This is a genomic window from Bradyrhizobium sp. HKCCYLS3013 (assembly GCF_051167615.1).
GTDB lineage: Bacteria > Pseudomonadota > Alphaproteobacteria > Rhizobiales > Xanthobacteraceae > Bradyrhizobium.
In genome coordinates, this window is the sequence record NZ_JBNPTK010000001.1 from 20,381 (window position 1) to 33,653 (window position 13,273).

Consider the following 13,273-nt stretch of genomic DNA (forward strand, 5'->3'; position numbering starts at 1 on the left):
GGCGTCTTCGCTGGCCGGGTGCAGGCGTTACCGCCCGTCACGATCGTTTGACTGCACTGCAGCAACGCACAAAAAAACGCCCCGGCTGCCCGGGGCGTTCGCATTCTCAAGTCTGAGTGCCGGTTAAGCGGCGGCCTTCTCGGCCGATCCCTCGATCACCGGCTGCTCGGAGCCTTGCGCGCCGGTCGAGATCGGAATCGAGCGGGGCTTCTTCGCTTCCGGAATCTCGCGTACGAGGTCGACGTGGAGCAGGCCGTTTTCGAGGCTGGCGTTCTTCACCACCACGTGGTCGGCGAGCTGGAACGAGCGCTCGAACGCCCGGGCGGCGATGCCGCGATACAGCACCTCAGCCTTCTTGCCGTTCTCATTGGCGGCCTTCTCGCCCTTGATCGTCAGCGTGTTTTCCTTCGCGACGAGGGAGAGCTCATCCTTGCCAAAGCCGGAGACGGCGACGGTGATGCGGTAGGCGTTCTCACCGGTGCGCTCGATATTGTAGGGCGGATAGCCGGGGGTGGGCTCGGCGGTGGCCTGATCGAGCATCGAGAACAGACGGTCGAAACCGACGGTGGAACGATAGAAGGGGGTGAGGTCGTAGGTACGCATGGTCAAAGTCCTCCATTGAGCGACTATTGGGCAAACCCGCCCGCCATCGGGCCGGGCCGTCGTGCAGCCATCAGAGGCCTGCACGATCTCGATGTAGGGCAGGCGTTTCGACGTTCAAGGGCGTTCGGGACCTGCTCTTTTTGCCGTTCCACCCCTTGATTCCCGCTGCCTTTCACCTATTCGATGGGTGCCTCATGACGCTCGTCTCGATTCCCGCCAATCCCGTTCCCGAAAACGTCACTGCCGGCACCATCAAGACCCCTGATGGCGCCGAGCTGCGCTTTGCGCGCTGGGCGCCGCCGGCCGGGCGCAAGGGCACGGTGTGCGTGTTCACCGGCCGCAGCGAGATGATCGAGAAGTATTTCGAGACGGTGCGCGATCTGCGCGATCGCGGCTTTGCGGTCGCCATCATCGACTGGCGCGGCCAGGGCCATTCGTCGCGGCGCCTGCGCGATTCCCGCAAGGGCTATGTGCGCTCGTTCTCCGACTACGAGACCGACGTGGAGACCTTCGTCACGCAAGTCGTGCTGCCGGACTGTCCGCCGCCTTATTTCGCGCTGGCGCATTCGATGGGCGGCACGGTGCTGCTGCGGCTCGCGCATGCCGGCAAGCGCTGGTTCGATCGCATCGTGCTGTCGGCGCCGATGATCGACCTTCCGGGCAGCCGCACAGCGCTGCCGGCGCGGCTGTTGCTGCGGGCAATGCGCATCGCCGGGCAGGGCGGCCGCTACGTGCCGGGCGGCAACGACGAGATCAGCGGACTGGCGCCATTCGTCAACAATCCGCTGACCTCCGATCCGGTCCGCTATGCCCGCAACGCCGCGATCCTCGAGGAAGATCCGACGCTCGGCATCGCCTCGCCCACGGTCGCCTGGGCCGACGCCGCGTTCTCCGCGATGATGACCTTCCGCGGCATGAGCTATCCGTCGCAGATCCGCCAGCCGATCCTGATGCTGGCCGCGTCCAGCGACACCGTGGTGTCGACGGCTGCGATCGAGGAGTTCGCCTATCATCTGCGCGCCGGCTCGCATCTCGTGATCGCCGGCGCCAAGCACGAGATCCTGCAGGAGCAGGACCGCTACCGCTCGCAGTTCTGGGCCGCGTTCGATGCCTTCGTGCCGGGCACCCCGCTGTTCGGCTGAGCCGTCGCGCCCGTTTGCTGGACACCCCTGGGCGGGCGGGCTAGCTAGGCCCGACGTCCTCCTCGGAGCTTGGCGGCAGACGTGAGTGAACGGCGGAAAAATCAGCAGGCGCAGGCGCTGCAGGAAGCGGTCCACGCGCTCCGTTCGCGGCAGTTCGCGCGCGCCGAGCAGATCGCCGCCTCGATCCTGCGCACGGCCAGGACCGATCGCGCGGCGCTGCTCGTTCATGCCCATGCGCTGCTCGGCCAGCACCGCGCGAGCGAGGCGATTGCGCCGCTGGAGAAGGCTGCGCTCCGCGGCAGCGATCCGGAACTCGAGACGCTGCTCGGCGCCGCCTTGTGCGAGTCCAGACGCGCCGCCGACGGCATCGCGCAGCTGCGCAAGACCGCGGCGCGGCGGCCGCCGTTTCTGCCGGCGTTCCAGGAGCTGGCGGGGCGGCTTGCCAAGTCGGGGCAGCTCGGTGAAGCCATCGCCGTGATCGAGGAGGCGCTGACGCTGTCACCCGGCAGCGTCGACCTCCAGCTCGATCTCGGACGCCTCTCTCTTCAGGCCAATGACCGCGTTCGTGCCCGCACGCACCTGCTGGCGGCGCGCGAGGCCGCGCCGGGACGGCCCGACATCCTGATCGAGCTCGCCTGGGTGCAGTTCCTCGACGGCGACTATGCCGAGGCCGCAGGCACCTACCGCCATGCGCTCGGTCTGCGGCCCGACGACACCCAGACCCGCGCCAATCTCGCGATGTGTCTGGCCGAGATGGGGGATCGCGACGGCGCCCAGGCTGCGCTGCGCACGGCGGTGCGCGGCCGGCCGCATCTGCTGACCCGCGCGGCCTACACGCTCGCCGTCACCTCGCACGGCCGTTTCTTCTTCCGTCCGAGCGACGCTGCCAGATTCCTGCAGATCGACGGCGCTGCGACAGCTAAGCCCTGAACCGCTTGCGATAGACGCCCGTCTCGCGCTTCAGCGCATCGCGCACCTCGTGGATCTCGGCGATCTCCTCTTCGGTGAAGGCCGAGGTCTGCATCGCCCATGCCTGCCGCTTCACCGGAATGCATTGCGCGACCGGCGTTCCTCTCGGGATCAGGCCACGGAACGCCGTGTCATGCCAGTGCGCCGGGAAGTGCACGAACGAGTCGTGAAAGCGGTCGCTGTCGACCAGTCCGGTCAAGGTGGTGAAGGGCAGGTCGAAGCGGTTGACGGGATGCGTGAACAGCAATGCCCAGCCCTCCGGCGACTCGATCGTCCACAGATTGTGAAACTTGAGCAGGAAGCGGTCGGCCTCGAACAGCGGCGAGCCCGTGACCTGGGCGACGTCGTGAAAGCTGATCGGCGAGCGCGGAAAATCGATCGCACCGCCGGGCGGCAGCTCGTTGTCCCAACTGATGCCGCCGTCCTCGACCGTGAGATCGCAGATCAGCGGAATGAGGAAGCCCGTGGTCATGGCGTCGATGAAGGGCGGGCAGCGCTTGACGGTCTGCTCCTCGGCCTGGTTGAGCGCGCTGAACGCGGTGGCCGGCATCGTCTTGACCCAGTCGGGAACGCCCATCGGCGCCGGCACCGGCTGCGGAATGAGGCCTTCGAGCTCCTTCGGACAGCGGAATTTCAGCGTGAGCGGTTCAGTCTCGGACATCGGCGCCGCGGTTCTCCTGGGGACGACGGCAGATGTCTACGCCTTCGCCGCCGAAAGTCCAACCGGCCGAGCCTGGGCCTGGCGATGCTCTATCTCGTCAGATGCGCCTCGGACACCGCATGATTGAACATCGCGTTCAGCGCCGACGTGATGTCGGCGGGCGTGTTCGCAGTATAGAAGAATCCTGGCGAGGCGCAGGCCTTCAGGCTCGGCGGAATCGAAGGAATGTTGCTGTTGGCATAGTCGTCTTCGTCACCGGCGAAGGATGCGTTCACCGGATTGATCACCTGGTAGGGTATGTAGAGCACGGAAATGATGATGCCGCGGTTCTTCAGCGGTGTGCAGGAGGTGTTCGGATCGATCACGGTGGCATGGTTGCTGCCTGACCATGAGCCATTGGGGACGCCCTTGACCTGCGGGTCCTGTGCGCCGTCGGTGACCAGGAATACGTAGGGCAGGGTGTTGGTCGAAGCGCTGCCGTTGCCGACACTGACGATCAGGTTGTTGACGCTGGAGAGGGCCGTGTCGATGTGCGTGCCGCCCGAGCCCAGAGATGCGTTGGTGTTGGTGTCGAGCAGGGTCGCGAGGTTGGCGGCTGCATAGTTGATGGTGGTCGAATCCGACGTCGAGCCGTTGATGCTGCTGGTGAGCGGGAAGTAGGAATAGAGATAGCGAATGAAGGGATAGAGACCGATCCGGAACTGGTTGCTGACCTTCTTGGTGTTGTTCGCAGTGACGAACAGCTGGTTCACGGCATAGCCCACCGCATCCAGCCGCAGCTGGATGCAAGAATCCGTCCCGTCGGTCGGACAGTTCGCAACGGTCGCCAGGTTCTTGTACAGCGAGTTCGGCAGGCCGGACACGATCGACGACGGCAGTTGAACGCCCTTGGGGTTGTTCTTGTTGGTGGTCAGCAGGCTCTTGTAGCCGCTCTGGCTGACGCGCGAGATCGCATAGCCCAGGCAATAGTTGTTGGTAGGATATCCCTGGGTCCCCGTATCGGTGCACGCGCTGTTCTGCGGCGAGAAGTGGCACGCCAGCGTGCACCCCGTGGGGTATTGCCGGTAGTTGTCCGGGCTGATCGCCTGCATGCGCTGCGCTTCGGCCGATGTCGACGGCAGGCCCATCGAGCCGGAGACGTCCAGCGTCAAGTAGAAGTCGAGATAGAGCGGCAGGGTGACGGAGGAGGACGATTGGCCGCTGACCGTCAGATTCTGATAGCCGATCACCGTCAGGAACGTGGCCGGCACGTTGGCGGTGAATTGCACCTGCGACGTCAGTGTGGACCCACTCTTGGTGACGGTGCTGGTCTCAGACGTCAATGTGTAGCCTTGAAAGGTAGAGGCGTTGCCCTTGAAGATGTTGTCCGCCTCGGAGACCCCGGCGGTAACGGTTCCGTCCGACGTCATCGCCATCGCCGCTGCATAGCCTGCCGAGTTGACCGAGATCGAGGCGATGCTCGCGGCATCGGCCGCAGACTGGAGCCTGATCTTCATGCGCATGGCCATGGAGTAGTCGGTCGCGCATCCGATCGCCGTGAGAATCGGCAACAGCGCCAGCGCGAATGTGACCGCGATATTGGCCTTGCTGTCGCGGGAGAAGCGCGCGATGGCGGCGATCGCCCGGCTCGCTGGTCGGCTGATATCCGTCATGCTCTTCCTCAAAAGATCCCGTTGGGGCGGTGAGGACCTGTATTCTTTTCCTTGTTGGCGCTTCCCTGCGGCGATCATCTCCGCGACTGCTTCAAGGAGACCTGCAGTGAGAACCGGGCACGAGCTCCGCCCGCTCCCCGGTCGTGAGCAGAGGGGTACGCCGTCGCGCGCGGGACCACATGTGGATGTATGCGGACGCCGATTGCGAATTTGGTTGACCTGCGACGAAACATCGCAGGCGACTGTTGCGATTTTGTTTACGTGGCGAGAGAGAGGCGCCGTCCTCCAATACCGTGCCAGCCCATGCATGCACCTGTCGTCAGCGCGGAGCCGCGCCGACGATCCACGGAGCAGCCGCCGCTACTTGGTCGACAGCACCTCGCCGAACCGCTCCCACTGCTTGCCGGTGAAGCGCATGAACTGCACCTGCTCGACCGGGAGGTGGTCGCTCTCGCTGGTGCTGACCTTGATGCCCGGCAGCAGCATCGGCAGCTCCAGATCCTTGATCGACAGCGCTTGCCGCAAAATGTTCTCGCGCGACAGATCGTTGCCGGCGGCCTTCAGCACGTGCTCCAGCACCATGCCGTTGTTGTAGCCGTTGACGTAGTTGGAATCACGGATGTCGCCGTCGGGCACGTATTTGGCCATGTAGTCGCGCCAGCCCTTGACGCCGGCATCGTCCGCCCAGGCCGGATCGAGCGGGTCCTTCACGTAAGCCGTCGAGATGATGCCGGTGCCGGCCTCGAGGCCGGCCGGCTCCATCACCGACGACATCCACACCGAGACGTTGCTCAGGAACGTCAGCGGGCGCCAGTTGATCTCATGGGTCTTGCGGATCGCCTGCGCGGCGAATTTCGGCGTCGCGGCAACGATCAGCGCATCGGCGCCGGTCGATTTCAGCTTCACGATCTGCGAGTCGATGGTCGGATCGGTCGACTCGTAGCTTGCGACGGTCACCGCGCTGTCGAAGCGCTCGCCCAGCACGTCCTTCAGCCCGGCGAGATAGTCGCGGCCGAAATCGTCATTCTGCGCGAGAATGGCAAAGGTCGCATCCGGCTTCTTCTGCAGCGCGTAGCGCGCATACATCCGAGCCTCGTTGCGGAACGGCGCCATCACCCCCATCAAGGCCAGCGGAAATTGCTGGGGATCACCGAACTTCGAGGCGCCCGAGGCCACGAACAGCTGCGGCACCTTCTTGCCCTGGAGATACTTGGCGATCGCAGTGTTGTGTGCGGTTCCCATGGTCGAGAAGATGAACGACACCTCGTCGCTCTCGATCAGCCGTCGCGTCTGCTCCACGGTCTTGGGCGGCACGTAGCCGTCGTCCAGCGAGATCAGGTTGACCTTGCGACCGTTGATGCCGCCGCGGTCGTTGACCATCTTGAAATAGGCCACCTCGCCTTTGCCGAGGATGCCGAAGGCGGACACCGGCCCGCTATAGGGCATGGTCTGTCCAATGCGGATCTCGGTGGCGGTGACGCCCGGCTGATCCTCCGCCCGTACGGGTACGGCGAGGACGGACGCGACGACGAACAATCCTGCCGCTGCGATGGCGCTTCGCATGGAGACCTCCCTGATGGCCGCGCTGTCGGCGGCGTTTTGGCGCTGAGCATAGGGGGAGGTTGAGGGCCGTGCAATTAAAATATACTTTTTTATAAAAATGTACTTTCCGACTCTGCTAGTGTGAATTGTTTCGCGAAAGTGAGTCGATGTCCGGCAGCGCCACCCAGACCGTCTACGAGCAGTTGCGTGCCAGCCTGCTCGCCGGCCTCTATCGTCCGGAGGAGAAGCTGAAGATCAGCGAGCTCGGATCAGCCTTCTCGGTCAGCACTGGGGCGATCCGTGAGGCGTTGGCGCGACTCACGGCGGAGGGGCTGGTGACGGCGACGCCGCAGCGCGGCTTTCGCGTGGCGCCGGTCTCGGTGGCCGATCTGCGCGATCTGACCGACATGCGCGTCGAGATCGAGACCAAGTGCCTGCGCCGCGCCATTGCCAACGGTGATCTCGCCTGGGAGACCACGGTCGTTGCCGCGCATCACCGTCTGACCGGGACGCCGATCGCGGCCCATGACGGCAGCTTCTCGCCGGCCTGGATGCTGGCGCACGCCGATTTTCATGCCGCGTTGGCCCAGGCCTGTGGCAGCGCCTGGATGATGCGGGTGCGTGATCTCCTGTTTGCGCACAATGAGCGCTATCTCGATCTTGCCCGCAAGACCGATCGGGGCAACCGCGATGCCGCGCGTGAGCATCGCGAACTGATGGAGGCGGCGCTGGCGCGCGACACCGAGCGCGCGGTGATGCTCATGACGGCGCATCTCGACAAGACCCGGGACACGATCGAGGCGGCGCTGCTCGCAGCGACGGCGATGAATGAGGCGAATTAGGACCCTATCAGGACGCAGACCGCGAGCGTCTTCGACGCGATCCGTCCCGAACGGGATGTCACCAGCCGAATGAATGAGGGTAGCCTGGCGGCTGTGGCCAATTCATTCTGGGTGACGATGTACTTCCGCTGGAAAGCGTCGCCTAGATGCGACCGCTCGGTGCGACGTGAACCACCATGCCTCAAGCGCGGTCGTTAAGCGCGAGTTCTTACAAAAATTCAACCATCTCGAGCGCGGGCGCTTCCCTCATCCCGACGCAACGGCAATTCCGCCGTCAGTGTTAATCGGGCTTCATGCCGGGCTTGCTGTGTATTCAAGCATGCATTCACCACGCGGCGATCTCTCCAAGTTTGGAAACGTCCCGGTAACGCGCCGTCCCGCTAGTGGCGTCCACTAACGACATTCCTGGAGGAGACATTGATGATGATGAAGATTGCGCGGAAGCTGGTTGGTCCCCATGCGCTCAATTCCGGCTTCGGTCTGGTGACCATGTTCTCGTTGACCGGCGTGGTCGCTTCACTCGTGCTGGTCCAGCACGGGGTGAATGTCAGCCCGCCTGCGATGTTCTGATCGAACCGCTGCCGACCCGGCCCCAGTTGGTAGTTGGTCCGCAGGACTCACCCGTCCCGAGGCGGGCTGCCTGTAACCTCTCTCGAGACAAGCTGTCACCGACAGTCATTCGGGCCGTGAACCGGTCTTCCTGGCGCGCGATCCGATCAGCTCGGCGACGAGCGGATTGGCGTAGCGGCGCTGCTGGCTCACGGCAAAGAACTGCTCCTTCAGCGCACTCAGCCGCGCGCGCTCGACGAGCGTGCCGGAGCGCAGCTCGTCGATCACGACGATCGACGGCACCAATGTGACGGTGCCGCTCTCGCGGGCCATCAGGCGCAGCATCGCCATGTCGTCGACCTCGGCGGCGATGATCGGGCGGATCCCGCCCGATCCGACTAGCGCATCGAAGGCCGAGCGCAGCGCGCTGCCTCGGCCGGGCAGGATCACGGGCGTCGTCGCGAGATCCTGCGGAAAGCGGAATCGCGCGGGCCCGGTCGGCTTGCGGCCGACGAGGCTGACGCGCTGTTCGTCGATCAGTGTGTTCTCGAAACTGCTGCGCATGTCCGGCGCTGCCGGATGGTTGGCGAGCACGAGGTCGAGCTTGTGGGAATCGAGCTGCTCCAGGAGCTCGGCGAACTGGCCGGTGCGGATGATCAGCTCAACGTCGACCCGCGCGATCAGCGGCTTCAGGAAGGCGATCTGGAAGTTGCGCGACAGGTTCGCCGCGGCGCCGACCCGCAGCAACTGTCGTCCCGGCCGTAGGCCCGACAGCGTCTCGATCAGCTCATGGCCGGACTTGAACACGCTGCCGGCATAGTCGAGCGCGATGCGCCCGGCCTCGGTGAGCTGCAGAGTGCGGCCGGTGCGCTCGAACAGCTTCTGCCCGAGCTGCGCCTCCAGCGCCTTGATCTGTACCGAGAGAGAGGAGGGCGAGACGTTGAGCCGCTGCGCGGCGCGGCTCATGCTGCCTTCGCTGGCGATGACCCAGAAATAGCGCAGGTGATGGTAGTTCAGGTGCGGCATGGCATCGTTCTATATTTTATAACGATCAGGTTCAATCATTGAAATTTTAAGAAGCATCGTGGGCCGGTAAAGCAGGGGGCAGCCGTCTCATTTGATCAACCTGTCGAGCCGTCATGAACCCGCTCATTCCCTGCCTCGCGGCGCTTGCGCCGCTCACGCTGTGTGTCGCCGCACTTGTGGGCATCCACGCCAGCGCCCGTGACGTTGCTCGCCGCGCGATCCTCGCCGCGGCGATCGCCTTCGGCATCGCGACGGTCGCGAGCCTCGCTGCGGCCGTCGTCGGGGCAGGGCGGACGCCGCTGCTTGGCGGATACGGCCTCGGGCTGTCGCTTCAGCTCGACGCGCTCGGCGCCATCCTCTCGGTTCTCGTCAGCTTCATCGGCATGGTCGTGGTGCGCTACAGCCGCAACTATCTCGACGGCGATCCAGGTCAGGTCCGGTTCACGCGCTGGCTGCTGCTGACCCTCGCCGCGGTGCTGACACTGCTGATCGCGGGCAATCTGGTGCTTCTGCTCGCCGCCTGGGTCGCGACGAGCCTTTCGCTCGGCAAGCTGCTGTTGTTCTACGAGACCCGGCCGGCTGCGATCCGCGCCTCGCGCAAGAAGTTCGTCGCGAGCCGGCTCGGCGACGCCTGCCTCGCACTCGCTGCGCTGCTGCTCTACATCCGGTTCGGCACGCTGGAGATTGCCGGCCTCGTCGCCCACGCCCGGGTGGGCGAGGGGGTTGGCTCTCCGATCGTCACGATTGCAGCGCTCCTGATCGTCGCGACCGCCATGCTGAAATCCGCCCAGCTGCCGCTGCATGGCTGGCTGATCGAGGTGATGGAGACGCCGACGCCGGTGTCGGCGCTGCTGCATGCCGGCATCATCAATGCCGGCGGCTTCCTGGTGCTCAGGCTCAGCGACGTGCTGCTGCTGGCCACGCCCGCGCTCGACGTCCTCGCGATCGTCGGCGGCGCCACCGCGCTGTTCGGCTCGCTGGTGATGCTGACGCAGACCTCGGTGAAGGTGCAACTGGCCTATTCGACGGTGGCGCAGATGGGCTTCATGCTGCTGCAATGCGGGCTCGGCGCCTTCTCCGCGGCGCTGCTGCACATCGTGGCGCACTCGCTCTACAAGGCGCATGCCTTCCTGTCCTCGGGCAGCATCATCGATCTTGCCCGGGCGTCCTGGACACCGAGCCCCGGCGGCCAGCCGCACGCGGCACGGCTGATCCTGGCGCTGGTCGCCGTGATCGGGCTCGCGCTGCTCACCGGGTTCGCCTTCGGCATGACCTTGCGCACCAACCCGGCGCAGATCGCACTCGGCTCGGTGCTGCTGATGGGGCTCGTTCACCTGATGGCCAACGCCATCGACGAGCGGCCGAACGCCTTCGTCGTCGCTCGCGCCGCGGTCACCGCGGCCGGTGTCGCGATCGTCTACTTCGCGCTGCAGGCCGCGATGGCCTGGCTGGTCGGGGGCAGCATCCCGGCTGCACGGCCGGTCGACGGCATCGTGCCGATGCTGATCGCGGCCGCCGTCGTCGTGTCGTTCGCGGCCGTCACCGTGTTCCAGAACCAGATGATGCGCCGCGCCGACGCGCCGTTCTGGATCGCGGCCTACGTCCACCTGCGCAACGGCCTCTATCTCAACACGCTCGCCAACCGTCTCGTGCTGACCTTAGGGCCGAGGCATTCGACCGCACGTCTCCCGTCCAACCAGTGATCCGAGATCTCCGATGACCCAGGCCGCCCTCGCCATGTCCATGGCCGATCCGCTCGACACCCCCGCCGATGCCGGGCTCATGGCCCGCATCGACAGCGCCTGTCAGCGGGTCGCGCCGCTGTGGCCGCTGAAGCACTTCGTCGCGGTCAATCCGTTCCTCGGCTTCACCGGCCAGAGCTTCGCGGCGACCGCCGCCACCTTCGAGCGCGTGGTGCGCACGCGCATGCTGATGCCGCGGGCGTATTACCGGCAGGCGCTCGATGACGGCCGGATCGACGATGCCGCGCTGACGCAGGCTCTCATGTCGCATCCATCCATGGGCCTCGACGTCGAACAGCTCAAGCGCAAGGCTCTTGCCGAGGCCGCGCAGTCGTCGCCGCCCGCCGTGGTCGCGACCGTCGCCGAGGTGCTCGACCGGCTCGCCGAGGGCGACCGCTACGTCTCGCTTGTCGCCTTCATGATCGACGAGATCTCGGCCTTCTGCGCCACCTATTTCGACGAGGGGCAGGCGAGCTGGCCGAGCCCGGTGCGGAAGCTGAAGCCCTACGCGGCCTGGCGCAAATTCGCGGCCTACGATCGCAATCCCGAGGCGATGGGCCTTGCCGGATTCCGGAAAGCCGTCGCGGAGCTGCCCGCCGATCCGGTGCAGGCGATCGGCCTGATCGTGGATCGGCTGGGAATCCCAGCTCGGGCCGTCGAGGACTATCTGGTGCGGGCGCTGTTCGATCTCGGCGGCTGGTCGGCCTATGCGCGCTATATCGGCTGGAACGCGCAGCTCGACGGCGGGCGAGACGATACTCTGCTGGAACTGCTGGCCATTCGGCTCGCCTGGGGCTTTGCGCTGTTCCAGGCACGGACCGACGAGGCGTTCAAGAAGGCCTGGGCGCAGGCGATGGCCGAGGCGGCCAAGCTGCCGGCCGACCACCGGCTCGAGGAGACGCCCGAGCTTGCGATCGATCTCATTCTGCATGAAGCCTACGAGATCGGGTTCCGCGAGAGGCTCGTCGCGAAGCTCGCCACCTATGGTGCGCAGCGATCGATCACGCAGCTGCCGGCCCGGCCGCTGGTCCAGGCCGCGTTCTGCATCGACGTGCGCTCGGAGATCTTCCGCCGCGCGCTGGAGACCGCCTATCCGGAAGCCGAGACCATCGGCTTCGCCGGTTTCTTCGGCTTCCCGATCGAATACGTGCCGATTGGCCACACCAGAGGCGGCGCGCAGTGCCCGGTGCTGCTGAAGCCCGCCTTCATCGTCTGCGAGGCCGTCAAGGGCGCCGACGATGTCGAGGAGGCTGAGGTGCTTGGCCTGCGTCTGCTGCGGCGGCGCGCCGCCAAGGCATGGAAGTCGTTCAAGGTCTCGGCCGTGTCGTCGTTCTCCTTCGTGGAGGCTGCGGGCCTCGGCTTCGCCGCCAAGATCGCGACCGATAGCGCCGGCGTCACACGGCCGGTGCCGTCGCCGGTCGTAGATGGTCTCGATCCGGAGGTCGCCTCGCGGGTGATGCCGCAACTGACGCCCGGCGAACTCGGCGGGCGCGTGACCGGCTTCGACGACGTGCAGCGCGTCGCGATGGCGGAGGCGGTGCTGAAGGCGATGTCGCTGACCGGGCCGTTCGCGCGGCTCGTGCTACTGGCCGGCCACGGCAGCACGACGGTCAACAATCCGCACGCCTCCGGGCTCGATTGCGGCGCCTGCGGCGGTCACACGGGCGAAGCCAACGCGCGTGTCGCGGCAGCCGTGCTCAACGACCGGCGCGTCCGCGAGGGCCTCCGTGCCAAGGACATCGACATTCCCGCCGACTGCTGGTTCATCGGCGCGCTGCACGACACCACCACCGATGCGGTCACGCTGTTCGATGAGGACGACGTTCCGGCGGCGCTCGCGCAGGACCTCGCGCGGCTGAGGGCGCGGCTGACCGAGGCCGGACGGCTGGCGCGGCTCGAGCGCAGCGCGCTGCTCGGCATCCGCGACGCCTCGGATGTCGACGAGGCCGTCGTCGCGCGCACCCGCGACTGGTCGCAGGTGCGGCCGGAATGGGGGCTCGCCGGCAACGCCGCCTTCATCGCCGCGCCGCGCAGCTTCACCCGCGGGCTTGACCTCGGCGGCCGCGTCTTCCTGCACTCCTACGAGGCGGGGCGCGACGAGGGACATCGGACGCTCGAACTGATCATGACGGCGCCGATGGTGGTCGCGAGCTGGATCAATCTGCAGTACTACGGCTCGACCGTGAACAATGCCGCCTTCGGCAGCGGCAACAAGGTGCTGCACAACATCGTCGGGCAACTCGGCGTGCTCGAGGGCAATGCCGGCGATCTCCGGGTCGGACTGCCCTGGCAGTCGGTGCATGACGGCACCCGCTTCATCCACGAGCCGGTTCGCCTGAACGTGTTCATCGCCGCGCCGGAGAGTGCGATGGACGAGATCATGCAACGCCACCAGGGCGTCCGCGATCTCGTCGCCAATGGCTGGGTGATGCTGCATTCGCTGAGCGAGCAGGGCACGACCATCCGGCGGTGCCTGCGCCCCGGTCTCTGGAGGGCGGCATGACGCGCTGGCGCGCCTCGCCGTCGGCAAGGCGCGCCGCTTCAC

General features: G+C 66.0%; 11 protein-coding genes. 6 read left to right on the plus strand and 5 right to left on the minus strand.

Annotation, left to right across the window (positions count from 1 at the left end):
* Nucleotides 1-123 precede the first annotated feature (123 nt).
* The gene (locus ACQR1F_RS00070; protein ID WP_315801815.1) at nt 124-603 is read right to left on the minus strand and encodes an Hsp20 family protein; all 480 of its coding nucleotides are present in this window, start codon (nt 601-603) and stop codon (nt 124-126) included.
* 194 nt (nt 604-797) lie between these two features.
* Between ACQR1F_RS00070 and ACQR1F_RS00075 the strand changes: the two genes are divergently transcribed.
* Complete coding sequence (locus ACQR1F_RS00075) at nt 798-1,745, plus strand: alpha/beta hydrolase (RefSeq protein ID WP_315801816.1); 948 nt, start codon at nt 798-800, stop codon at nt 1,743-1,745.
* A gap of 81 nt (nt 1,746-1,826) precedes the next feature.
* On the plus strand, nt 1,827-2,675 hold the full coding sequence (locus ACQR1F_RS00080; protein WP_434912326.1) for a tetratricopeptide repeat protein: 849 nt from the start codon (nt 1,827-1,829) through the stop codon (nt 2,673-2,675).
* Here ACQR1F_RS00080 and ACQR1F_RS00085 read toward each other — a convergent pair.
* The 3 genes from ACQR1F_RS00085 to ACQR1F_RS00095 form a co-directional block, all read right to left on the minus strand.
* On the minus strand, nt 2,665-3,375 hold the full coding sequence (locus ACQR1F_RS00085; RefSeq protein WP_316179610.1) for a hypothetical protein: 711 nt from the start codon (nt 3,373-3,375) through the stop codon (nt 2,665-2,667). The two genes, ACQR1F_RS00080 and ACQR1F_RS00085, sit on opposite strands and share 11 nt — an antisense overlap.
* Nucleotides 3,376-3,464: 89 nt before the next feature.
* Entirely contained in the window at nt 3,465-5,027 is a 1,563-nt protein-coding gene (locus tag ACQR1F_RS00090) for a TadE/TadG family type IV pilus assembly protein (RefSeq protein WP_315801819.1), read from the minus strand.
* Between the two features lie 360 nt (nt 5,028-5,387).
* On the minus strand, nt 5,388-6,590 hold the full coding sequence (locus tag ACQR1F_RS00095) for an ABC transporter substrate-binding protein (protein ID WP_434912327.1): 1,203 nt from the start codon (nt 6,588-6,590) through the stop codon (nt 5,388-5,390).
* A gap of 146 nt (nt 6,591-6,736) precedes the next feature.
* On the opposite strand from ACQR1F_RS00095, the gene ACQR1F_RS00100 reads away from it, so the two are divergent.
* Entirely contained in the window at nt 6,737-7,411 is a 675-nt protein-coding gene (locus ACQR1F_RS00100) for a GntR family transcriptional regulator (protein ID WP_316236795.1), read from the plus strand.
* Between the two features lie 420 nt (nt 7,412-7,831).
* The gene (locus ACQR1F_RS00105; protein WP_316236796.1) at nt 7,832-7,981 is read left to right on the plus strand and encodes a hypothetical protein; all 150 of its coding nucleotides are present in this window, start codon (nt 7,832-7,834) and stop codon (nt 7,979-7,981) included.
* A gap of 105 nt (nt 7,982-8,086) precedes the next feature.
* Here ACQR1F_RS00105 and ACQR1F_RS00110 read toward each other — a convergent pair whose 3' ends face one another.
* Nucleotides 8,087-8,986 (minus strand): LysR family transcriptional regulator, encoded by a 900-nt coding sequence (locus ACQR1F_RS00110; RefSeq protein WP_316179603.1) that lies wholly within the window; start codon nt 8,984-8,986, stop codon nt 8,087-8,089.
* A gap of 113 nt (nt 8,987-9,099) precedes the next feature.
* On the opposite strand from ACQR1F_RS00110, the gene ACQR1F_RS00115 reads away from it, so the two are divergent.
* Together ACQR1F_RS00115 and ACQR1F_RS00120 are read left to right on the plus strand one after the other, a co-directional pair.
* On the plus strand, nt 9,100-10,689 hold the full coding sequence (locus tag ACQR1F_RS00115) for an NADH-quinone oxidoreductase subunit L (protein ID WP_316179601.1): 1,590 nt from the start codon (nt 9,100-9,102) through the stop codon (nt 10,687-10,689).
* Nucleotides 10,690-10,702: 13 nt separating this feature from the next.
* Nucleotides 10,703-13,231, plus strand: a complete 2,529-nt coding sequence (locus tag ACQR1F_RS00120) for a YbcC family protein (RefSeq protein WP_434912328.1) — start codon at nt 10,703-10,705, stop codon at nt 13,229-13,231.
* The last annotated feature ends 42 nt before the right edge of the window (nt 13,232-13,273 follow it).

Coding starts and splice junctions, on each gene's coding strand:
- ACQR1F_RS00120 (WP_434912328.1), top strand. CDS start 10,703: ATGACCCAGGCCGCCCTCGCCATGTCCATGGCCGATCCGCTCGACACC.
- ACQR1F_RS00095 (WP_434912327.1), bottom strand. CDS start 6,590: ATGCGAAGCGCCATCGCAGCGGCAGGATTGTTCGTCGTCGCGTCCGTC.
- ACQR1F_RS00090 (WP_315801819.1), bottom strand. CDS start 5,027: ATGACGGATATCAGCCGACCAGCGAGCCGGGCGATCGCCGCCATCGCG.
- ACQR1F_RS00115 (WP_316179601.1), top strand. CDS start 9,100: ATGAACCCGCTCATTCCCTGCCTCGCGGCGCTTGCGCCGCTCACGCTG.
- ACQR1F_RS00105 (WP_316236796.1), top strand. CDS start 7,832: ATGATGATGAAGATTGCGCGGAAGCTGGTTGGTCCCCATGCGCTCAAT.
- ACQR1F_RS00085 (WP_316179610.1), bottom strand. CDS start 3,375: ATGTCCGAGACTGAACCGCTCACGCTGAAATTCCGCTGTCCGAAGGAG.
- ACQR1F_RS00100 (WP_316236795.1), top strand. CDS start 6,737: ATGTCCGGCAGCGCCACCCAGACCGTCTACGAGCAGTTGCGTGCCAGC.
- ACQR1F_RS00075 (WP_315801816.1), top strand. CDS start 798: ATGACGCTCGTCTCGATTCCCGCCAATCCCGTTCCCGAAAACGTCACT.
- ACQR1F_RS00070 (WP_315801815.1), bottom strand. CDS start 603: ATGCGTACCTACGACCTCACCCCCTTCTATCGTTCCACCGTCGGTTTC.
- ACQR1F_RS00110 (WP_316179603.1), bottom strand. CDS start 8,986: ATGCCGCACCTGAACTACCATCACCTGCGCTATTTCTGGGTCATCGCC.